General features: G+C 42.9%; 17 protein-coding genes and 1 tRNA gene. 4 read left to right on the top strand and 14 right to left on the bottom strand.

Features of this window, described 5'->3' with window-relative positions; translation table 11 throughout:
• Positions 1-20: 20 nt before the first annotated feature.
• From BLT41_RS17725 to BLT41_RS17205, 12 genes are all read right to left on the bottom strand, one after another.
• Positions 21-845, bottom strand: a complete 825-nt coding sequence (locus tag BLT41_RS17725; protein ID WP_092162961.1) for a hypothetical protein — start codon at positions 843-845, stop codon at positions 21-23.
• On the bottom strand, positions 829-2,637 hold the full coding sequence (locus BLT41_RS17250) for a toprim domain-containing protein (RefSeq protein WP_244512323.1): 1,809 nt from the start codon (positions 2,635-2,637) through the stop codon (positions 829-831). Before BLT41_RS17250 ends, BLT41_RS17725 begins: the two co-directional genes overlap by 17 nt.
• A gap of 9 nt (positions 2,638-2,646) precedes the next feature.
• Positions 2,647-2,886 carry a helix-turn-helix transcriptional regulator gene (locus BLT41_RS17245; RefSeq protein ID WP_092160325.1) on the bottom strand — a complete coding sequence of 80 codons (240 nt, stop codon included), beginning with the start codon at positions 2,884-2,886 and terminating at the stop codon, positions 2,647-2,649.
• A gap of 111 nt (positions 2,887-2,997) precedes the next feature.
• Positions 2,998-3,789: a hypothetical protein gene (locus BLT41_RS17240; protein ID WP_092163525.1), complete on the bottom strand. Its 792-nt coding sequence runs from the start codon at positions 3,787-3,789 to the stop codon at positions 2,998-3,000.
• 57 nt (positions 3,790-3,846) lie between these two features.
• Entirely contained in the window at positions 3,847-5,262 is a 1,416-nt protein-coding gene (locus BLT41_RS17235) for a sigma 54-interacting transcriptional regulator (RefSeq protein WP_092163522.1), read from the bottom strand.
• A gap of 15 nt (positions 5,263-5,277) precedes the next feature.
• On the bottom strand, positions 5,278-6,831 hold the full coding sequence (locus BLT41_RS17230) for a phospholipase D-like domain-containing protein (protein ID WP_170830410.1): 1,554 nt from the start codon (positions 6,829-6,831) through the stop codon (positions 5,278-5,280).
• An 8-nt stretch (positions 6,832-6,839) separates the two neighbouring features.
• Positions 6,840-7,928, bottom strand: coding sequence for a helix-turn-helix domain-containing protein (locus tag BLT41_RS17355; protein WP_139167368.1), 1,089 nt, complete (start codon positions 7,926-7,928; stop codon positions 6,840-6,842).
• Positions 7,925-10,594, bottom strand: a complete 2,670-nt coding sequence (locus BLT41_RS17225; RefSeq protein WP_211477675.1) for an AAA domain-containing protein — start codon at positions 10,592-10,594, stop codon at positions 7,925-7,927. Before BLT41_RS17225 ends, BLT41_RS17355 begins: the two co-directional genes overlap by 4 nt.
• A gap of 393 nt (positions 10,595-10,987) precedes the next feature.
• Positions 10,988-11,074, bottom strand: a tRNA-Leu gene (locus tag BLT41_RS17220).
• Between the two features lie 176 nt (positions 11,075-11,250).
• Positions 11,251-12,783 (bottom strand): SLC13 family permease, encoded by a 1,533-nt coding sequence (locus tag BLT41_RS17215; protein WP_092163516.1) that lies wholly within the window; start codon positions 12,781-12,783, stop codon positions 11,251-11,253.
• Between the two features lie 328 nt (positions 12,784-13,111).
• Positions 13,112-14,479 (bottom strand): sigma-54-dependent transcriptional regulator, encoded by a 1,368-nt coding sequence (locus BLT41_RS17210; protein ID WP_092163514.1) that lies wholly within the window; start codon positions 14,477-14,479, stop codon positions 13,112-13,114.
• Positions 14,472-16,256: a sensor histidine kinase gene (locus BLT41_RS17205; RefSeq protein ID WP_244512322.1), complete on the bottom strand. Its 1,785-nt coding sequence runs from the start codon at positions 16,254-16,256 to the stop codon at positions 14,472-14,474. Before BLT41_RS17205 ends, BLT41_RS17210 begins: the two co-directional genes overlap by 8 nt.
• A 197-nt stretch (positions 16,257-16,453) precedes the next feature.
• On the opposite strand from BLT41_RS17205, the gene BLT41_RS17200 reads away from it, so the two are divergent.
• The 4 genes from BLT41_RS17200 (at position 16,454) to BLT41_RS17185 (ending at position 20,887) form a co-directional block, all read left to right on the top strand.
• On the top strand, positions 16,454-17,137 hold the full coding sequence (locus tag BLT41_RS17200) for a DUF554 domain-containing protein (RefSeq protein ID WP_092163511.1): 684 nt from the start codon (positions 16,454-16,456) through the stop codon (positions 17,135-17,137).
• A gap of 69 nt (positions 17,138-17,206) precedes the next feature.
• The gene (locus tag BLT41_RS17195) at positions 17,207-19,402 is read left to right on the top strand and encodes a SpoIIE family protein phosphatase (RefSeq protein WP_092163509.1); all 2,196 of its coding nucleotides are present in this window, start codon (positions 17,207-17,209) and stop codon (positions 19,400-19,402) included.
• A complete protein-coding gene (locus tag BLT41_RS17190) occupies positions 19,399-20,247 on the top strand; it encodes a hypothetical protein (protein ID WP_092163497.1) in 849 nt (282 codons plus the stop codon). Before BLT41_RS17195 ends, BLT41_RS17190 begins: the two co-directional genes overlap by 4 nt.
• Before the next feature lie 40 nt (positions 20,248-20,287).
• Positions 20,288-20,887: an LOG family protein gene (locus BLT41_RS17185; RefSeq protein WP_092163496.1), complete on the top strand. Its 600-nt coding sequence runs from the start codon at positions 20,288-20,290 to the stop codon at positions 20,885-20,887.
• A gap of 90 nt (positions 20,888-20,977) precedes the next feature.
• Here BLT41_RS17185 and BLT41_RS17180 read toward each other — a convergent pair whose 3' ends face one another.
• Positions 20,978-22,270, bottom strand: coding sequence for a cyclic di-GMP phosphodiesterase (locus BLT41_RS17180; protein ID WP_092163495.1), 1,293 nt, complete (start codon positions 22,268-22,270; stop codon positions 20,978-20,980).
• On the bottom strand, positions 22,267-23,448 hold the full coding sequence (locus BLT41_RS17175; RefSeq protein ID WP_092163494.1) for an HD domain-containing phosphohydrolase: 1,182 nt from the start codon (positions 23,446-23,448) through the stop codon (positions 22,267-22,269). The genes BLT41_RS17180 and BLT41_RS17175 overlap by 4 nt, the downstream gene beginning before the upstream one ends.
• Between the last annotated feature and the right edge of the window lie 199 nt (positions 23,449-23,647).

The following is a 23,647-nucleotide window of genomic DNA, read 5'->3' as shown; positions in this document are numbered from 1 at the left end:
ATTTTTTTATTCAAAATATATTAGATCTTAAAAAGCCAGCATCTAACTGTTTTGTTTGTTATTTTGCTAGTCATGGCCTTAGATTTTTCAAGCAACTTATGTTTTTTTGAGTGCGGGAGAAGTTGTTTTAATACTTTGAGGTCAGGAATTTCCTGTCCATTGTCTCTGCATTGTTGAACGAAATGATTTAGATTGATGGCGTAATAGGCAGGGTTGCTACTATGGTTTAAGGCTTCTCTTTCCATGTTTCGTGTTTCTGAATTCAAATATCTGAAAGTCTCCCAAAATTGTTCCACTAAAGGATGGTCTGCTAAAAGACGTTTCTCTCGCAGAATTGCTCTTTGTAGGATGTATAGTTTGAGGTTTTCAAGTTTTTCTGAACTGATGGCGGGGAAAATTGTTTGCAAAGCATATCCACAAGCCGCGACTTGTGCATGATTTTTAGCTATCCGTTCATTTTTTAATGATGCTGAAAAAGCGGTTTCTATTTTTTTAAAACTCTCAAAATACGTGTTTAGAATTTTTGCTTCATTTATAAGAGCTGTTTTCAGAAAACCGCTTACTTCCTCGCAGGAAATCTTTTCAAAATATCGCGCAAGTTCACGAGATCCGGAATCGTAATGCGTTTTGTCGGCATGGCAATGCACAATCCGCTGTAAAAGGGCTTCACTGCCGTCTACTTCAGCATTTTGAGAGATGATTAGGGTAGCCTGAAACAGGGACTCTTCCACGTCATTATTGCGTTTGGGAACACCTAGTGTGCCTGTTCCTCTACCGTTGTAGAAGGGCTTGCATTCGTCAAAGTTGAATTGTTTTTGTTTGCTGTCTTTACCGCCGTGTTTCACGGTCTGACTCAATGATGACAATAGGCATATTTGATACCTGATTAAATGCTCTGCGTCGGCCTGCTATTGTGGATTTCATCACGTCAAATCCTTCATAATCTTCTCGTCCTAACAGTTTCCAGCAAAATTCGAGCATGGTTGATTTGCCTGATCCCGGATCTCCTGTAAGCTCAAAAAAAGGAAAAGATTTTTGCTCTTTCCGTATTTGATGTGCGAAGAGTGATCCTATCCAGAAAGCAAGAAGAGCAAGGCCTTGCCAATGAAATGTTTTCAAAAATTTATCAAACCAGTCAGGGGTGAATTTCCCATCTGTTATTATTTTGATAGATTTCAGGCCGGGACGGACAAGATCTTTTCCCACTCTATAAAAACTATTTTCGTCTAGTTTAATTTCCTTACCTTTATAAAAAGCTGCTGCCGGATAAATGTAAGCTTGGGATTCATTGTCATACCCAATATAGGGGATAGATCGGACGGTAGGGAGTTCATTTTGAAGCCAATGCTTTGTAAGAATTCGCATGTCGGCAGGAGTTCCGCTGAAAGTCCCTCCAGCAGTTCTATTTAACAAGGCTTTGTGGAAGGCATCCGCTGTTGCGATATTCGAACCTTCAAGGCGTACAATTTCAGGTTTTTTGTTGGTGGATTGTATTTTGAAAACATACCATTGCTCACCGAGCAATTCATCCACTTCACGGTAAAGACATTGTGGATCTCGATTGCAGATTTCCATTACAGTACAGTTGCTGATAAAGACTGGAAAGCTATTTTTGTCCTCAAGCGGAGTGCCGGTTAAATCTTCAGTCAATTGTGCAATATCAATGCAGACGCTAAAAAGTCTGTTTTTGAAAGTAATGACAAAGCGTTTAGCCGAATTTTTACAATACTTATGGTAGGTATACTCTTCTACCGTTTTAGCCATGAGCAGCTTGCCACGGTGCTTGCAGTCCTCCATAAATTTTTTATTAATTTTGTTTGCTCTAAGCAAATCATCCCAATCCTGACCTTTGGGCAAGATATATATTTCGTGCTTTTCTCCAAGGTTGAGGAGCTTTTTAGCATGTTTTAAAGTATACTCAATCCCTGCCCTATCTCCATCTAAAGCAAGAATCCATGTGAGTTTTTTACTTCTTTGCTGCTGGATGAATGCTTCGGGAAAGTGATTACAGCTAAAAGCTGCGACCGCTTTATATTTGCGATGATACAATGCTATGGCATGAAAGATTCCTTCCACAATAAATATTTTATCACCCGTATTGATGGGCATATCTGGCGGTGACCAAACATCCCCTTTGTAAATAGAACCGTCAGCTTTTCGTTTTCCTCCAAAATTTGCTTTTTGTCCGTCTTTTGAAGTTTTATCTATGAGTCTTTCCCAATATCTGGTGCGGTTTTTATCCAGATAAAATCGCACAGTGCTACAAAATGTGTTTGTGTCAGGAAATAGGTATGCTTTCTGTTCATACCATCCTTTGATGATAGACAGATCAAAGCCTCGATCCTTAGCCAGAAAGGCATCAGCGGTTCTGTTTGGATTTTGGTCTGTTGCAGGATATCTTTTTGAAAAACAGCCAAAAAGATCAGGATAAATGTTTTTGACGCTTTCTTCGAATCCGCAATGGTTGAGCCTGTTGCATTTCAACTGCCACGGCTTTTCTTTGGAGATGAACAGCTCTCTTTTACCACATTGAGGACAAATTCCTTTAATCAAATTGGCTGCGCTTTCTTGAAAGGCAAATTGCTCATCATTGTACAGTCTATGGACTATTTCCGATGTGATCGCTTCTTTATTCATTTGAAACCCTTACCCCTGCAACCAGCTCTCTAACCATGTGATCAGATCTCCCCGAAGGTATGCGACTCTTCTTCCGCTTTTTATACTTTTCGGACCACGTCCTTGCGAATCCAGATTAGCAAGGTATCCGCTGGAAATAAGGCCACCAAGGTAAAGCTGAACATCCTTGCGGGCAATTATAGGGGGAAGGGTTTGGTGCAGAATTTTGAGATCGGCACCGGAAGAGTCATTGGATTTTTTAGTTGGCATGCGTGTTAACCTCCGTACACGTGTTATGATGTATGAAGATTAGCACCGCTATGGTAGCTGTGCGAAAAAGTGGGAGAGTTTTTATCCTGCGTTAATAACCGTTAATCAATGCTATTCGCTGCTTATGGGATTAATTGGGATATTCTTTTTGTATCTGGATAGGTAATTTTCAAATGTCTTAAACAATATTTTGTCTGCATCCGCATCGACGAACCAATCTTTCCATTCTTTCGGTGTCATGGGCAGAATCGAATAAAAAAGAAAGTCACCATGAATGACTACCTGATAGAGATCAAAGCATATTGGCTTTTCGGGGCCAGACTCTTTTTTAATTTTATTCCACAAGCTGCGGGCGGACATTTTATCGTCCACTTCAAGCTGGTCGCAAAGCATAGCGAACCATTCAATGTTCTTCTCAACAGCTTTAACTACAGGAATCTCTTCAGCCTCAGGCTCACCCCGTGGATAGGTCTCGAAAGCCCAGTCATAAAAATCACCGACTACTTCAGACAATTCATACAGGGACGACCTTGAAATCCTTTTATCTTCATTCAGGTCGTCTAGGAGATCGTTAGAAATGGCTATGATTTTAAGTAGCTGCTGGATTGGTTGATAAAAAGGGATTGCTTTGAGCACAGACGGAGCTGGCGAGTTTACATCGCTTAAATCAATATTTGCAAGATTCGTATAAGCAACAATAGGGGATGCCTTGAGCATCTGCTCGAGAATTTTCATAGGGAATAGAAAAAGGCTTCCGTGTGCTCTGTCTTCAAGCAAGGTAAGAAACCGTTTAAAACGCTGTTTATCACGTGAGAATGATCTTACGTGATTGAGCATATCTTCTGCATATATGGTTAGGTGGGTTGGCATTTTGTGCCAGTTATTTTCTGGATCAAAAACCATACTTACTCCTCTTAAAAACATGCCATAACCTTCATATCTCTATGATAAATAACACTTCTACTTCAATCCCGCATCGGTCCGCAAAGTTTTCTCAGTACACCCAAGAGCTTTAGCTGCATTTTCCCAGGTCAAATATTCCTGCTTAGCCCAAACGGCCAGCTCATGTTTACACTTCGCTAGATGTTCTTTGCGAGAAAGATTCTTTTTAAAATTCTTCTGCGAATGCCGTTGAGAACAGTGCTTTTTCCATTCTCTTCCGGCATCGGCAACCGTTTTTTCAAGATCCTGTTCCGACCACCACGCCATAATATGAACAGCCAACGTCTGAAGATCCCGGAGGTTTCCATATAAAGAATCACTCCGCAAAAGATCCATAAGACTTTCAGACATAGGTGCATCGGATGAACGCCTAAAACCTGAACACATCTCCCGCCATACTTGCTGCCAATCATGCTCAAGGTCATCGAGACACTCTCTTAAGGCGGGAATTTTTACCGTAGCCATTGATATCCGGTCGAAAAAATCTTCATCCAGAGCTTCCTGCAGTTCAATCAGATCCTTATTCGATGCACATATTAATTCAAAATCAACCGATAATTCTTCATCCGCTCCCACCGGTCGAAAACGCCTTTTATTATCCTGAAGCACCCGGACCAGCTTACGTTGAATATCTTTGGGTAAATCCTGAATTTCATCCAAAAAAAGGATTCCGCCATCTGCGGCTTTCAATAACCCGCCACGCTCCTGTTCTGCACCGGTAAACGCCCCTTTTACATGTCCGAAAAGCTGGCTCTCTGCGAGTTGCGAATCAAGGGCTCCACACGGGACAACAACGATTTCTTTCTGTTTAAGTGTGTCTAGAACCGTTTCTACAAGGCGAGTTTTCCCGGTTCCCCTTTCCCCAAGAACCAGCAAAGGGATGCCGGGGATTTCTGCAAACCTCTTGAGAGCCTCGAAAGCCTCCTTACGCTTATTTGATCTAGGCTCAAAATCATACTTTGCTAAATGAGCTTCACCAGGACTTACCTTCCGTATTTCAGAAAGATAGGTGTTTATGGGGAAATCTACCGGATTGATACTACGACGCTTTGTTCCAGGATTAAACTGTGACGACCATAATTTCGCATTTTCCGGTAACCGCCCCCCGGCATGCAATATCAACCAGACAGCATGCATGGCTGGGGTCCCCGGAGAAACATTAATATGCAGACTGGATGATGGATCTATCTCAGGCAGCACCTTATGCACAACTATATTATAAATATCTGTATGCCGGGTAGGATCTTCCAGCTGGACACTAATCTTTTTTAGCTGAACATCCCCTAATCCAGAAATAGAAAAGATGTGGCCTTCCTGCTCTATCAACAACACTTCATCAATACTTATACGTCTATTCTTAAAGGACTGTATCGCTTGTATCAAAACCTCATCGCCAGCCCGGACTGAATTCCAGCATAAAAGGGTATTATTCATGGCAGTTCCCCATACTTAGTTTGCGGCTACTATGTTGGCTTTGTTAAACTCAGCCCGTTCCTTTAACTTTAAAGCTTTATTCAGATCCTCGGCTCTGCTGATGGCAATAACTTTTTCACCTGAAGGGAGACGGTAAACCTTAGGATCATAAGAACGCTTGGTATCCTTGCCTTTACCCTTGTCTTTTAAAGTCCTTGAATTCTTTTCCGTAATTGTATCTTTTAGGAAAATCTCATTGCTCTTGGTGGGCAACTTAGGGGCTGTCACTTTCCATAAATACTTAACTTCATGAAACGGCAGTTCCATTACCCCTTTTTCCGGAGGAACAATATCTACACCCAGACGGGTAACACACTTTGCTTTCACATCGGGCAAGTTAACTGTTCCACTTTTGACGACAATTATTTCATCCAACAATTTGCCAGCTTCCCAAATTTTAATTCTTCCGCTGACATCTCCAAGTTTAACTCCTTGCTGGAATTGCCATGGAGCATTTTTCTTCCAGCTACTAAGGCTGTCGAACAGATCCGAAGCCCTCTGCCCGGATAACCCCACACCTAACTCAAAGCCATCATCCATACCATGTTTTTGTAAATTCGCAGACATAACAACAGCCTCGCCGGAATCACTCCAGACAGCCTTGGCATGAAGCCATTTAAAACCCAGAACTTCAACTCCCGCATTTTCCAACCTGACCAAGGCATCCATTGCCGAGGGACGGAGACGGGCGAGAACCGTAATCTTAACTCCTTCCTCCGCCTTCCTGCATATGGCCTCAACAATTGAATGGTCTGCGTCCCAGCCAAAACTTGAAACAATCAACTCCCTGCGAGAGGACTCTATGACCGCCAATGCACGTTCAAAAATACCTGTTTCATTCTTGGAGGTGCAGCATATATTTTTGAGAACACCGGGATATTTCAATTCTTCAAGAGGTTGTATTGAAGTAAATTTAGCCCCACCATCAACTTCATGCTCGGCAGTTTCAAATAAAGCCCAACGCAGAATATTGACCGCCTCTCGGATTTCATCAGCATTCAAGGGAATCATGATTTCCTCATTCCTCTCCAAGGCCTCCCTCGTGACATTGGCTGTAAGCAACGCCCCGTAAGAATCTTCACCAACCTCGCTTAAAGCATCAATCAGGACAATTTTAGCATGAAAAAATGGGGCTGAACGAATAAAAGCTTTACCGGAAAAAAGCTTCAACATTGCTTTATGCTGCTTCAAACACATTTGCCCGAATTCATCGTCAGGTTCTTCCTTATCCAGACGGGTTTCACAGGCCAGCATGATATAAACCCGGACTCCCCGCTGCGCAGCTTCATAAAGAGCATCTTCGATCTTCTGGTCCGCAAGGAGGAAGCTGCACAAAACAATACCCTGCTGCGCACCAGAAATACGTCTTTCAAGCTCAGCAGCAAAAATACGTTTTTTCCCTGACACAAAAACAGAACCAAAACCTTCCTGCACAGATGAATCTATGTCCCGCCCTATCCAAACTGGTGGCAACTCCAAACCGGTCCTGTACACGACTTTAACACAATCTTTTTCAAAAATATTAGGCATAATCCCCCCTACAAAGCCCAGTCCGCAGCAGCCATTACCCACCATGAACGGTTATCTTTCTTTTTCTCCCAAAGCATCTTTGCCAACTTGTCACGCTCTGGAAATTCAACACTATACTGCTTAAATGGACGGCTTGCGCTTGCGCATAACTCTTCATACCGCTTGGAACTCATCAATTGATTGATTCCGTTCATCAATCTCCAAACTACCCATTGCTGTGCGTCTTCCTGTGTGGCTGCAGAAATTGAAACATCCCTCAGAGATATTTTTTCGAACAAACCGAAGTCGGAAACCTGCGGTTTGTTGATACTGAAAGTCTCCTTCATGGAGACTCTATTTTTTTCATCCATTACATCCTGAAAACGACGGTGCACACTTTCAGACTCTTCATCCCAGAACTCTTTAAGTCCACAGCATGCCAACAAGTCCATCCAGAGAACGTCATCCTCCACCTCAGGTGCAGCTAATGGATATAGCTGTTTATCCTCCTTCAACTGGAGCCTATTTTTCAAAATATTCCATTCAAGCCGGATATCAATGTTAGAATTGATCTTTTCCGCTTTCCCTTCAAAAGAATCGATCCTGACCTCTTTACCCCCAACGCAAGGAATTCCCGCTGCACCATTCAAAAGACACCTGACCTTTGGAGGTATTGCGTTTATCTTCCTTTCATGCGGTTTATCCCGATAAGCCTTGGGCTCTTCATACGGTTCCAGCTTAATAATTTTAAACGGCAGCAAAGGATCATCGCTTACCCAGACTTCCCACATTCCTGCCTGAGGGATAAAAACACGGTTTTCACGCAATGCATCTTCGCCAGCCTCAGTCAAGGAATAGCCAACGCTGGTCCGTTCGGAGAGACCTAAACAAGCAACGGTATCAAGCATCCTCCTGGCAACAGTTTTGCGGCCCTCTCCCGAAAAAAGCAAATGCTCTGCGATATCAGAATCAGTACATGGTCCACTATCGCTCAGTTGATGCAAAATTGGCATATACTCAGGACGACGCTCAGCCCTGCTGACTATTCCTTTTATCCGCCAGATCTCAATATCAACCTTTCGCTTAAGAACGATCCCTTTAAACAATTCTTTATTCATAAATCCACCTCCCAGCTTTGTCCCTGTGCAAATTTCCCTAAAACGCCGGAGGCTTTTTTCATTTTCTGCCTGTTGCCGAATACTACGAGTTGGTAGCGTGCCCTTGTTAAAGCGACATTCAAACGATTCGGACTTTGAAGAAAGCTGGTTGCGTGGTCATTCATAAAACTGAGCAAGACCAGATCCGCTTCATGTCCTTGAAACCTGTCCACAGTGCATACCTCTATTTCCAGATAGGGAGTGGAAGCATCCCCCCTAGAAAAATGGCGACGACTCCGTAAACTAGTCCATTCTTTCAGCAACCCTTGAATCTCCCGCTCCTGCCCTCGGTAAAACGACAAGACCGCGACTTGCCAGGGCCGTCCGTCTTTATGTCCGTTCATGGATGCCCACTCGTCGAACTCTTTTAATTCCTTAAGAAGAGCTTTGGCTTCCTGAGGATTTGAATTTATTTTTCTGTTTACCCCTCCGTTTACATCAACCCAGACAACTCTCCTCCGTTCCGGCCTATAGTCCCACTCTCTTTTCCGCTCCATATCAGCGGTAGAGCGCAATGCATTTCGGTCATATATATTCTCATGAGGAAATAAAGCGATCTCCGGGTGCATGCGATGTTGAAAAGAAAGTAAAGTCTTGCGTTTTTTTAGATCATTTTCAGGTATGCCATCTGATAAGGCAGTAGAATCACGCTGGCCTTTTTCCCGTTTAAACCCTTCCTGCAAGCATTCAAGTATTGAGGGGAATGCAACTCTGGACACTTTCTGTATTTCACGCTCACAAGGACAAGAGTCATCTTCTACAGGAAGAAGATCCCGTAGCTGCCCTGTCAGTTTCACGGCTGTCCCCATGCTACCATCCCGTATTTCAGATTCTTTCTCCTTTCTCTGCTCATAAATCCGGGCACTTCTCCATGCTATTTCATTTTCCCATTCAGGAGCATCGGAGAAACGGCGTTTCTTTAGTGTCTTATAAGCCTCAACTCTGCGTATTATGGCAGAAGAAACGTTTTTATTGTTTCGGACAAACGAAATATCAAGAGGAAGCCTTTCTATGTTTTCGGCCAGAAAATTAGCATTCCCCACAACAACAGACGCATACGGGAGAAGCTCAGGGGAGCTGCCATCACAGTAGACATGCACTTTCTTTTCCCCACCCTGCTTTAAATAGAATTTCTCTATCTCCTCATTGTCCGTGCAGACAATTGAACAGAAACGGAACCTGGGATCAGACTGCTTTGCCCTAAATATATCCACACATGCCTCCCGCTTGTACTGGGCTGGCAAGGCCGGTGCTAGATTCACAGCAGTGGCTTCATCGTCCACATAGGGTGAGAGCTGCTTTGGATCGCCGACAAGAATCCAGCGTTTTGCAAACAGAGCCGGCACCAAAAACTCCTGAAATGTAGTTTTGGAAGCTTCATCGATAATCATCACATCAAATTCCGGAGAATGCTTCCGGGATTTAATGTCAGGATGCTGCAGAATACCTATTGTAGTTCCGCAAACAAGATTCGCAGATGAAAGAACCCATTGCTGAACCGTATTCTTTCCTTGCCGTAATTGATTAAACAGCTCCTGCTGTGCAGCTGAGGGAGAAGAGACTGCGCCAAGCTCTTCAGTCAACCTGTTCGTTTCAGTCCTGATAAAACTACGTAGCTCCCATGGTCGAACTTTCTTTGAGATACTTGCATTATCGCCTATCCGCACGGGGATAATCAGATCCCGCTGAGGATTATCCTCGGCCATAAGCCGCTCCACAACATTATCAACCGCAACATGAGTAGAGGCACAAAGCAGAACCCGCTTTCCCTGCTGAATCAATTGCAGAACCAGCTCACAGACGGCGGTAGTCTTCCCGGACCCCGGCGGGCCTTCCAAAAACGCAAAGTCAGAAGTATTTAAGGCTTTTTCAACAAACTCCCTCTGATCACTATTTCCGGGGCGGTCTTTATCAGTCAGCACAAACCACTCCCGTTCAAACTCCTCGCCGTCAGAAGACCAGGAGCGAAAGGGATCTTCAGGAACAAATGGCCAACGGGCATGACCTTGAGCTTCAAACAACCTCAACAAAGGACGATGAAATTTATCAGGGGCATCCCGCAATTTTTCAATTGCATTGATCTGGCATTTCAACTGGTAGGTATTTGGCCGCAAAACCAGATAAGGAAGATTGGGCATTCGATCTAACTTTAACCGTTCCTCACCTAGGGAGCGATCAAGCACACTCAAGACATTGCTTGAGCGAAACGACACCCTGAAATCGGCGTTTCCAGTCAGATGCCATCCTTCCCCCTCGTCACACCAATAAACCCCCAACTGTTTATTAGTGGAGTCCGCCACCTCTTGAGCATGCTCTTCTGTCATATACAGCATCTTCGGATGTCCGTTCCGTCCTTTGCAATACGGGCATTCCTTTGCAGGGGAAGCAACGTATTTCCAATTTCCATGATCTGCTTCATAAACAGTATCAACGCTCGCATCTAAAAACTGCCGCAAAGAAAGCTCATCATCCCCCTCTGCAGATTCTAAACCTTCAAGCTGAATCCACACCCCATCAGCACTTCCGGATAATTTCTTTTTTTCATTTTTCGAGGAATCCGGATCAGTCGCAACAACACTCCACCCTAAACGCTTTACATTATCAGCACTCTCGTAATGCCTTTTCACATTCTCAAGAAATCTCCTGAAAGGGGATAGGCCGTATTCCGCCTTAGACATTAAAATATCGGGTCTGTGGTCAGTTAAATTTTCATAATGCAATAATGCCATTTGAAATTCTCGCTTTTAATTAGTTAGCAATGCACACTCTAACTACAAAACCCATACCAAAGATCATCAACAAAACAACATGTTAATAATAATGACTTTTAATTTTAATAGATATGATCTACGCGGAAAAAATAAGAATATATAGGAAATTTATTACCGTACTCAATAATAAAAAAATCTAAAAACGCAAAATTGCCTCCCACACCCCAAAAAAGTTGTACAGGAGTTGTACAGGGAACCACGCACAAAAAAAGGGTTTACAGTCGTTAAACTGTAAACCCTTGATTTATCTGGTACCGGGAGAGAGAATTGAACTCTCATGGTATCACTACCGGCGGATTTTGAGTCCGCTGCGTCTACCAATTCCGCCATCCCGGCACGTTGAGAAATTGTTACTATTAGATGAACCCGAAACTGTCAAGACTATTTAGTATAATCCTATAAACTTAGAGACTATTAATTCTGTATTTAAACTTAGAAGATTACACGAGAATTAAAGCCGGAGGAGGAGGGATTTCCTCCGGCTTTAATTGGCATGGCGCTAGAACCCAAAGCTACTTAGGAACTACAGCCCACGCCGGAAGGCTCATAATATCGATCCCCCACAATACGGGCAGGAGGTAAACCACTAATACTGTGATGAGAACAGCGCCTGTTAAATCCAGTAATAAACCAGCCCTTGCCATCTGTCCCAAACTGATACAGCCCGAGCTGTAAACAACGGCGTTTGGTGGAGTGGCGACTGGAAGAATAAATGCACAGGAAGCAGCCACACAAGCGCTTACAATTGTTGCAAACGGATGCACTCCCATTGCGATAGCTGCTGAGGCCATAATGGGGATCAGCAAAGTGGCTGTGGCTGTGTTGGAAGTGGTTTCAGTCAGCAGTATGGTAAGGCCAACTACGGCGGCGACAAAAACCACAATATTAACACCTTCTAACAAAACGAGTTGCCCCGCGATATGTGCAGCAAGGCCGGTTTTGGCGAAACCATTTGCAATAGCCAAGCCTCCGCCAAAAAGGATTATTACATCCCAAGGAATTTTTACGGCAGTTTTCCAGTCTAAAAGGAATTCACCTTTTTTCAAATTTGTTGGAATCAAAAAAAGAAGAAGAGATCCAAGAATACCTATCGTGGCATCATGCACGTAACTAAAGTTAGGCCACAATTCGGTCATAAAATCTGCCCGCTTCAAAAAGCCGCGGGACATCCAGAAAATAGCCATTGTCAGCCCTACAGCAACAATATATTTTTCTTCCCTTTTCATAGGGCCAAGCTTTTCTATTTCTTCATCAAGAAGATTGCTTCCGCCACCAAGTTGCAATCCTTTTACGGGAAAAATGACCCATACCAAAAGAACCCATGTGATGAACAGCATAATGGACGCAAACGGTACTCCGAAAAGCATCCACTGACCAAATCCAATCTGTACACCGAACATCTTTTCAACCATGCCGACCATAACAGTGTTGGGAGGTGAACCGATAATAGTCCCAACCCCTCCTATGGATGCAGAATAAGCGATACCCAGCATGAGACACTTACCGAAGTTATATTCTGGGCCTGTGGAGGGACAAGCTTTTAGGTCAGCTGAATCAAACCCCAATGACTGCTTGATTACGGCCAGCCCGATAGGAACCATCATCATAGTTGTGGCGGTATTAGATACCCACATAGAAAGAAACGCTGTCGCCAGCATAAAGCCCAAAACCATTCTGCCGGGACTCAGTCCTACCAACCTGATAGTATAAATCGCTACACGACGATGGAGGTTCCACTTCTCCATTGTCACAGCCAGAAAAAATCCAGCCATAAAAAGATAAATCAAATGGTTTGCATAAGGAAGGGTTGCAGCAGACGAAGGCATGATGCCAAGAAGAGGAAATAAAATTATAGGAAGTAGTGATGTTGCAGGAATCGGAAGAGCTTCGGTAATCCACCAGATGGCCATAAGAATGGTAATCGCAGCGACTTTCCATGCGGATGGAGTCATTCCTTCCGGAGGAGACATAAACAACATTATAAAAAAGATAGCAGGCCCGACAAAATAACCGATGATTCTAGATTTATTCATCTCTTGTGCCATACAAAGACCTCTCCAAAGTTTGTCTGAATTGTCCGCAAGCTGCAAGAATGCAATTCTTCAATGATATCTCAGACCGGAAAACTCACCCCTGTTGTCCGTTATGAAACACCCACACTACTACAGACAAAGCAACTGGCATGCCAATAACAAGGATAATAAGGCACTGTTAATCTTGGTTTTTTTAAGCACGATTTCAATTCATCGGCGGATATCCGCTTATTGGCAAAAAAAGATAAGCGAAAGTCCGCTTATTTTTGCTATAAAAAAAGCCGGAATGGCTTAAAAGCATTCCGGCTTGAATTTTCATGTCAGTAATTACGGCTATATTTTATCCAGATCGACTGGATTTATATAATCGCTTCAAATTAAATTTGGACATCTTTTCATTTAATGTACGGCGAGGAATCATGAGTTCGGCAAGCACCGCCTTTATATTGCCCTTATGACTAAGCAAAGATTCTTTTATCAAGTTACGTTCAAAAAGATTAACCTGATCCTTAAGCGGCACAGCAGAATCCCCTCTATCCTCGCTACTGCTGGATAAAAGCTTGGGAATACGCTCCCGTGGCGGGAGAGCCGACAACACATAACGTTCTGCAATATTTTTTAATTCACGCACATTTCCGGGCCAACTATAACCCATCAAAACAGCGAGACTTTCCGAAGGGAGAGGTTCAACGGGTTTATCCCATGTTTCCGCAGCCCGCTCCATAAAAAAGGAAAACAACATCGAAATGTCATCTCTACGTTCCCGCAACGGAGGAACTACAAGCTCTACAGTATTCAACCGAAAAAGGAGATCCTCGCGAAGCTTTCCATTACGCACAGCTTCCTGCGGATCTTCGTTCATAGCGGATATAAGTCTGAATTCAACATGCTTGGCCTTATTACTACCAAGAGGAGTTATCTCCTTGCACTCAAGAGCTCGGAGCAATTTACCCTGCACATCCAGCGGCATGCTGTTCACTTCATCCAGAAAAAGAGTACCGCCATTGGCTGCTTCCAATTTACCGATCCGATCCCCCTGCGCACTAGTGAAAGCACCTGAACAATGCCCGAACAATTCGCTTTCAGCCATGCTCACAGGAATAGCAGCACAATTCAATGCGATATAAGGTCCTCTGCCGGTCATGCTCAAGGCGTGAATAGAACGGGCAACAACCTCTTTTCCCGTCCCCGTAGCACCGGAAATCAGCACATTAGCTGCGGTGGGAGCAATATTGGCAATTTCCCGCTTAAGCTCACGCATTTTTTTACTGGTACCGATAAGTTTAGATTCCATCCCTCTGGAATTTTGCATTTCTCGCCGCAAATCGCGATTCTCCAACACAAGCTGCCTCTTTTCCATAGCGCGCTTGATAATTTCCAGCATCCTTTCCGGATCGAACGGCTTTTCAACAAAATCATAAGCTCCGTCCCGGATGGCGGTCACCGCCATGGCAATATCACCATGCCCTGTAAATAAAACCACCGGAATTCCCGGATCAAGCTCGAATATTTTTTTTTGCAAAGCAAGCCCGTCTATACCGGACATCTTAACATCGGAAACAACCACACCTGAAAAATCAGAATCAATATAAGCCAAGGCTTCTTTGGCATCAGAATAAACTCTAACCGACAAACCGGAGAGTTCCAGCCATTGCTGTGCAGACTCCCTCACAGTTCTTTCATCATCTATAATAATGACATCAGTCATTCGCATCCTCCCTCCGTTGATAAAGTGGAAGCTTCAGACAAAATTCGGCGCCACCCTCACTACGATTTTCAACCCATATACGTCCGCCCATATCTTTGATTATTTTATAAGAAATAGACAAACCGAGACCAAGGCCCACACCTTCTTTCTTCGTTGTTACAAAGGGTTCAAATACACTGGAATCTACTTCCGCATCAATTCCCGGGCCATTGTCCAGAACTCGAACAATTACCATCTCCTGCTCAATTTGAACATTAACTCCAATAAGCTTATTTTCCTGCCCCTGCATTGCATCCAGCGCGTTGCGAAAAAGATTTATGAGAACCTGTTCAAACCGACCACAGTCTCCGAGAAGCGAAACTTTATACTCCGGGATGTTCAGCATTACTTCACATCCCTCTAATTCAAACTGATGCTTCATCAAGGCCAAAGTAGCATTGACTGCTTCACGCAAATCAAACTCGGACTCACACTCTGATGATTTACGGGCAAAGGATTTAAGTTGTTCCGTGACTCTGGCCATGCGGTCACTGATACCCAGCACATTGACCAGAGTAGGATCAAGTTCTGTTGTTTTATTCCGTTTGAGCATCAATCGGCAACTGGCAACGTACATCTTAAGAGCGGAAATAGGTTGATTGAGTTCATGAGCCACAGCCGTAGCCATCTCACCGACGGCAGCCAGCTTACCGGCCTCGATAAGTTCCTTCTGTGCAGCACGCAATTCCCGTTCAGTCCTCTCCCTCTCTTTAATCTCCTGCTCCAGCCTAATATTGATTGCCTGAATTTTATCAGCTTCACGCGCCTGTTGTCTGGAAACATTCTTCAAATGTCGTTCGTTTAAAAACATTCTGATCAATATCGCCAGACCAATTAGAACAAACGAGGTCAAACTGATTCCTAAAATTCTTTCCCAAAGCGGACGGACTCCCATAAAATAACTAATCGTCCAGTCCATACTTTTAAGATGGCGGGTTGTTTCACGAAAATATTGTCCATCAATGCGAACCATATTCAACATACCGGAGAAAACAGGTTCAAACTCTAATCTGCGAAGTTTTGGTTCTGGATACTGCCCCCCCTCCTGAATGGTTCGCAAGGTTTCGGGAGATAGAGTGATAAGAGTTCGATATTGCCATGCAGGACGGCTGGAAAGAATAATAATATCTTTAGAATCAGCAACAAAAATAGTTTCCCCGCCATCTTTCCAAATTGTCTGAAGCCGGGAAAGATCTATTTTAACCACGGCAACCCCCTTCGGGGAACCATTCACCATAACGGGATAAGATATATAATAACCGGGTTGCTCCGAGGCAAACCCCACGCCATAGAATCTTTTCTCCTTTCCTTTTATGCCCTCTTTAAAATAAGGGCGAAAAGAAAGATCTAAACCTATGTAAGAATTGTCTTTATTCCAATTGCTGGAGCAAAGCACAATACCAGAAGAATCAACAAGATATACCGCAGTGGAATCAGCTTTATGACTAGCCTCCTCCAAAAAAACATTTACCTCAGCCTTATCAATTCCATCGACAAGAAAATTTCTAACCAATGAACTTCTGGCTACAAGAAAAGGCAAATAGCTATACTTATTAAGTTGTAACTTCAGCGTATTTTCATATAGGGTCAACCGTTCATCAGCGACTCGCGTCATATCCTTCAAGTAATATTGAACCAGCAAAATCCCCAGCAATGACACTGCCAGCAGCGTCAAAACAGAAAATAAAAAAATTCGAATTCTTTGTTTCAAAGATAATGCAAAGAAGCTGCTTTTCACTAGGCCCACCTTTATTATGCCTGACTAACTCATCTTTTTTAGTGCTAAACTACACAAAGTATAACAACCCCGCAATGACCGTCATCAAAACATTCAGTTAGTACACACTCTGTTTTTGACTACTCTTTTATTGTAAACCGAAACACTAAATGTTACCCGTAGCTGCCTACCTAATATATTACCTTTGCGAGATTTTCATGATTCCTATCGGCTCACTCGTCAACGCAGCAGCCATTATCGGCGGCTCACTTATCGGTGTTATGCTCCACAGCAGATTTCCTGAACGCATCAGGCAGATTGTTTTTCAAGGGCTGGGCCTCAGCACCATGGTAATAGGTATGCAAATGGCGCTTAAGGTTCAGGACCTCCTGATTCTTATATTCAGCATTCTGCTCGGCGGGATAATAGGTGAACTGCTTAAACTTGATACTCTTTTTGAGCGACTAGCCGGTAAACTTAAAAAAACAATCGGCTCAAAAGATACTGGCTTCACAGACGGGCTTATCACCGCATCACTTATTTTCTGCATTGGAGCAATGGCGATTATCGGGTCGTTTGAGGAAGGGATCAAAGGTGATCCTACGATACTTTATACCAAATCCATTCTTGACGGTTTTGCTTCCATTGCCCTTGCTTCCACCTATGGCATGGGGGTTCTTTTCTCATTTATTCCGGTTCTTCTTTATCAGGGAGCTCTGACTATTTTTGCAAACTCTTTTCAAGAATGGTTCTCTCCTCTCATGATTGAGCAACTGACTGCAACAGGTGGAGTTCTCATACTCGGAATAAGTTTGATATTACTGGAAATAAAACGAATTAATTTATCAAACCTGCTCCCTTCTCTTGGAATGGTAATTATACTTACTGCTATTTTCAGATAATTATTTATCTCTAATTATTTTTTGCTTTTCATGATTGAATAATTGGAACAGTTAGGTTTTAATCATAGTATGAAAATTCGCTGGAAAATACTCCTCATACTGCTCATGTTTTCTCTGTTGCCGCTGATCATAATCAGAGCGCACGGATTAAACACCCTGACAGACCTCGGTTCCGATCTTCAGACTCAAACAAGGGTTACTCTGCTTGAACGCGCAACAGACAACCTTGCCCAAATGGCTGAAGGGACCGCCGCCAGACTCAATCTTGAAGATCGATTGTATAGAACAACTATCAAGACTCTGCAAAATGAAGCTGAAAACCTGTTAACAAAAAACGTACTGTCTACCCCGCACAGTGTGCCCTTTATAACGACTCCAGAAGGTGCGCAGAATATACCGAAACTTTATGTTCACCCGGATTATAAAAAATCAGCTATGATGGGCCGCGGCATGCGCCTTCAACAGGGGAATCAGACGATTTCACATAAAAAAGGAGATCTCATAGATCTCCCAATCTCAACGGAACATATTTCTTTTTGGCTGCCACAAGGGCTATCAACTAACGAAGCAATGCCATCAATAAATAAACTAACCCCTTTGCTCCACACCTTTCAAGCATGCAGCCAAACTCTCAACGAATTAGCATTATGGCAGGAAGTCGCCCTTGAAAGTGGATTACAGGCAACGTTCCCTGCACACAAATCTATCCCTCCGAAATACGACCCTCGAATCAGTCATTGGTACAAAGAAGTTAAACAAACACTTCATACTCTCTGGACAGACCCTGCTCCCGATCCGGCAACAAAATCCCTTTGTTACCGCCTTTCCAGTCCTCTGTTTAACGACAAAGATGAATTCATAGGAGCAGCTTCTTTAGTTGTCCCGGTAGGAACAGCTATCAGCAGTGCTCTGCTCATGAGCACCAAAAAGAACGTTAAAATAATGATGGTCTTATCAGATCATAAAAATCAGGAAAATAAAGACAAACTCCTGATTGTCGGACGCAACGAGGGGTCTTCTAACGAAAAGACATCGATACAGGCACGCGGACACCTCTGGCAGATCCCGCCCGAACCGGAATGGATTTATGAAAGCAATCCGGAATTTGCAACCCTTGTAAAAGATATTACAATACAGCAATCCGGCGTTCTTCAAATAAAAGACAATGGAATTCCGTCACTCTGGACTTACAGCCCTATCAATAAATCTTTGGCCCTGCTGGTCATAATTCCGGTAACAGATTTTACAGCTGAAGCTGACGAAGCGGAACAATACGTAAGTGAAAGCATCTCCCGGCAAATCAAAGATACAACCCTTATAGCTTTATCCATAATCGCGGTCCTTGGATTTGTAGCTTATTTTGTATCGCAGAACTTATCCTCGCCTATCCGCCGGATATCAGAAGCGGTAATAAAAGTCGGACAAGGCGACTGGGGAGCAAGAGCCGACTTACATTCAAAAGATGAATTAGGAGAACTGGCTGAAAACTTCAATCTCATGGTTCCGCAACTTAGAGAACATTCGTCTATACTTCAGGCCTTATCGCTGGCAGATGAGGCTCAGCAAAATTTGCTTCCTAAATCCACACCCAAATTTTCAGGGGCGGAAATCGGAGCCAAGTGTGTTTTCTCCGAGAAAACAGGTGGTGATTATTTTGATTTCATAGACTGCGCCACATGCGGAAATGAAATTTTCGCCACAGCAATTGGAGATGTTTCCGGACATGGAGTCAGCGCAGCGTTGCTTATGACCAGCGCAAGGGCGTACATACGCGCTCTGACCGGACAGGGGCGTCCTCTTGTTGAAGTTATAAGCAAAGTTAACACACTTATAACAGAAGACTGCGCACAGACCGGTCATTTTATGACATTGTTCACTGCAATCTGCGACACTAAAAAGAAAACAATTAACTGGATTCGGGCCGGGCACGACCCGGCTCTGATCTATGATCCCGAAACGGATAATTTTGATGAACTGATAAAAACCGGGCTGGCTATCGGAGTAGATGAATATTATCTCTACAAAGAAAATTTTACCCAATTGAAAGCAGGACAAATTCTTACTCTCTACACAGATGGAATATGGGAAGCACACAGTCCGAAAGGTGAACAATTCGGTAAGTTACAACTTCGCGAAATTATACGCGACTGTTGTGATAAGCCTGCACAGGAAATAGTAGAAGAGATCCACAAACAAGTTTCAGACCACAGGAGAGGTCTTCCGCTTGAAGATGACTGCACAGTCATCATAATTAAATTCTTATGAAATACTCAATTTATGAATTGGCTACTTACGCCTTCGACCCCCTTCACGCTTTCTGGGAACGGGAAAGAACACAGCGCGCAGTAGCCGGTGTTCTTGTAGCCTGTTTTATCGCGGCCTTAATCGGAATAGAACTGGGCAACAGAGGGTGGCTTCCAGACTTTATAGCGTTAAAAACTCCTGACAACCATTACCACGCTATAGGAATTGCTTTCACACTTGTCCTTTTCCTTGAAGTTATAAGCCTGATCTTTGTTCTGCCCTGCTCTTTTTCAAAATCAGTAGGAAAACAATTTGAAATTCTATGTCTTATCTTGATGCGAAACTCCTTTAAAGAACTGGTAAACTTCCCGGAACCGATCACTTTCACCGGAGATATGACCTCCATATATAAAATACTGTCGGACGGAACAGGAGCCTTTGCCGTTTTCGTTCTCCTTGGTATCTACTATAAAATTCAACGCCCGGGACCATCACTCAAACCGACTTTCAAATTCAGATATGTTGCCTCAAAAAAACTGGTAGCCCTTCTGTTGCTGGCAATTTTTACGGTATTGGGAATCTATAATCTACTATGCCCGCTGATGGGTAAACATTACTTCGACTTTTTCAGCATCTTTTATACTATTCTTATTTTCAGTGACATCCTGCTGGTTCTTATATCGCAGAGATTTCTCCCGTCATTCCATGCCGTTTTTAGAAACTCAGGCTTTGCTCTGGTAACTCTACTTATAAGACTTGCTCTTGCCGCGCCTCCTTTCTATAATGCCGCTTTGGGAGTAATTTCAGCCGGATTCGCAGTACTGCTGACTCTTGCCTACAATACGTTCTACCAAAACAAAACATAGCATTATAGCGACAACAACTACATTTCGGAGACTGATAATCATGAAAAGTTTATGTATTTTCCTCGGAGCAAATCCAGGAAACGATGAAAAATATGCTGAAGCGGCTCGTAATATGGGCCGGGAACTGGCTAAACGTAAGATAACTACAATTTACGGCGGTTCAGATATGGGCTTGATGGGAATTCTTGCTGAAAGCGCACTCGAAGCCGGAGGAAAAGTCATCGGTGTTATTCCCGACAGCCTCGTAAAAAAAAATGTTTCTCACCCTAACTTAACTGAACTGCACGTCACAGAGTCCATGCACGAACGCAAAGCTCTGATGGCGGAACTTTCTGACGGATTTATAGCTATGCCGGGCGGCATCGGCACTATGGATGAAATATTTGAGATCTTTACATGGGCGCAGCTTGGATTTCACAATAAACCCTGCGGGCTGCTTAATATTGACGGATATTACGACAAGCTTCTCGACTTTCTGGGAAGCGTTGTGGAAGAAGGATTCTTAAAAGGCGTACACAAAGACATGCTTTTAACGGCAAGCTCTCCCGCCGGAATAATTGACTCGTTTGCCGGATATGAACCGCCTGTCGTCTCCAAATGGGTGGAAAAAGCAAAAGTGGAAATTAGAAAACAACAATAAAACTCAAAACACTTACATTTAGATTGCCGGCTCTTTTCATGATTATCGTGAAAAGAGCCGCTTTTTATTAAGTATCTAAAAGAAAACGAACTAAACCTCCGAAACCGAATCAGGATCAACAAAATATGTAATACGGCTTCGCGGAGACAGATATTCATAAACATCATTCGACAACTTTGCCGGTGAAACAGAATCCGTAATAGTAAAATCGCTTTCATGTTCGAGATCAAGAATCAAAGCTTCTTTTTTAGGTATTTGCGGATCATAAAGAACAATACTTGGTGACAAAGGTTTAGCCAGATTTACTGAAACAACCATCCCTATCTGATCATTATTTAAAAGCACAATAGTCCCGGGAGGGTAAATTCCCATACACCTTATAAAAACAGAAAGACTTTCTTTATCCAGCATTCCTGAATACTTGGTATACATATAAGAAAGGGCTTGATAAGGAGTAAGCGATTTGGATGAATCATGCTTGTTTATGAGTCCATCGTAAAAATTGGCCACAGATAAAATCTTTGTCAGTTTAGAAAGTTCATTAAACTGCATTTTTTTGGGATACCCCTTTCCGTCACACCTTTCGTGATGTTGATACACAATCTTCATCGCTTCTTTGGGAAAGTTTTCATTCTTGGATAAAATTTGTACCCCATAGAACGGATGTTTCTGAATTACAGATCGCTCCACATTCGTCAGCTTCCCCTTCTTACGCAAAATCTTCTTTTCTATTTTTGATTTACCTATATCGTGAAACATCGCCCCCATAGCCAAATCACGCATTTCTGTTTCTGCAAGCCCTATAGATCTCCCAAGGATTAAAGAAAGCACGGTCACGTTTAAAGAATGGTAATAAAGACTGTCATTCTGATCATCTTGAATATTCAGCACATGCATTATAGATTCACAATCTTCCAAAAAATAGCTGGAAAGATCACTTGAGAACTGAATAGCATCCTCAATAAATTGATCATTCCCTCTACTTATGGAAAGCATCAGAGTCTCAATTTGAGAAAGAGACAATGAATATTTTTTTACAGCCCTAGCCACAGAAGCTTTCTTCTCACGAAGAACTTTAATCCGCTTATTTTTTTCATCGTAGTAACCATCCGGAACAGGGTTTTCGCCGGGAAGCACAGAATGAGGTGCCACCTTACTCTTGCGGGATACATCAAGTGGAGTCGTTAAACTTTCATCAGGAACACATATTACTTTTTTAACGTTCAAGGCTCTAAGTGTCTCTATCTGATCAAAATCCTTAATCCTGAAACTGCTTGTCAAAAAAGGATGCCTATACCATGGAACCCCTTGAAGTCTTATAAAAACTCCAGGCCTTAATCTATCTATTTCAATCAGATATTCGGAGCCTTTTGAACCACTCACATCAAATCCCCGCCATCAACGGCTGTTTCGATGACAAGATTCTCACGAATTACAATTTTTTGAGTGATGTCCATGATACTTTCAGAATTTTTATAAATATAATCGATCATAGCATCACTCAACTTCTGCCCCTTTGCCAAAAATTTTACACGCTGCCCCTTAATATCTCCGAACACATCTTGGGCAAGGATCATTCCTCTCTCAAGTCCAAGCGGATAAACTTCCCGAAGATAATAAGTCGCATCATCTCCGAGGATATCAATCAAACCGTTAAGCACATTCTGATCGTAACGGTCTGCTCTTCTTTTAAGCATTGAAAGAACTTCTCCTTTCGGTCGTCCTCCTAAACTCAAGCGATCATAATCAGATACAACTTTAAGAATTCTGGATCCTAAGGGAACTTCATCACCGGAAAAACCTCCATCCCTTTGATCCTGCACACAATTAGCTTCCTGCAAGGACAATATTGTTGCAACATTCTCAAAACGGGGAATACCGGAAATTAATTTTGAGGAATAACGAGTATGCTGCAAATATGTTTTGTAATCACTCCCGGAAAGGACCGCTCCGTCTTCAACTTTAGCCATGAGTGAATCCGGCAGAAAAATAAAACCGACAACCGACAACACTGCGGCGACTTCAGTACTCCATCTATCTGCTTCACTGAATTTACGGCAAAGTGCTTTTACTAAAGGTAAAATCCGAGCTGTGCGTGTATACCTTTCCGGCTTCAGAAGAGAAGTAACGTCACTTATAAGATGGATTACACTTCGGACTGTTTTATTCATCAATTCTTTTTCCGAAGTAATAACCCGGTGATGTTCAAAAGCATCACGCAATGCAATTTTTAAAACCTTAGCAGAACATGGCTTAGTCAATAAGCGAAAGACATCACATTCGTTTACAGCTTCGACTGCAACCTGCAGGTCGGCCCGTCCACTGAGCAGAATACGAACAACCTGAGGCCGCACCTCTTTGGCTTTTGATAAAAACTCAATACCATTCATCAAAGGCATATCATAATCAGAAATTATAACTTTGAAGTCGTCACGCTCCTTCAAAAGCTGTAGCCCTTCTTCACCATTGCTAACACACACAACTTCCGGCAATTTCTTAAGAAATTGCTTAAATAAAAGATGGCTGGCCACATCGTCGTCGACAAATAAGACCCTGTGCATTGCAAAACCTCCCTGTGACTCTCCTTAGCATAAACACCTACTCTATTATATTAAGCACATAAAATAATCTCATGCCAGTTATTTATATATCCAGACTCACCCTGGGCAAAATATACACTTTCCAAAAACAATCAAAAAAACATCTATCAACTGGTCAAAACACCCTATTTATACTATTTTAAATAATATTTATAAAAAG

This window comes from Maridesulfovibrio ferrireducens (assembly GCF_900101105.1).
Lineage (GTDB): Bacteria > Desulfobacterota > Desulfovibrionia > Desulfovibrionales > Desulfovibrionaceae > Maridesulfovibrio > Maridesulfovibrio ferrireducens.
This window is presented reverse-complemented; position numbering and strand designations above follow the sequence as displayed.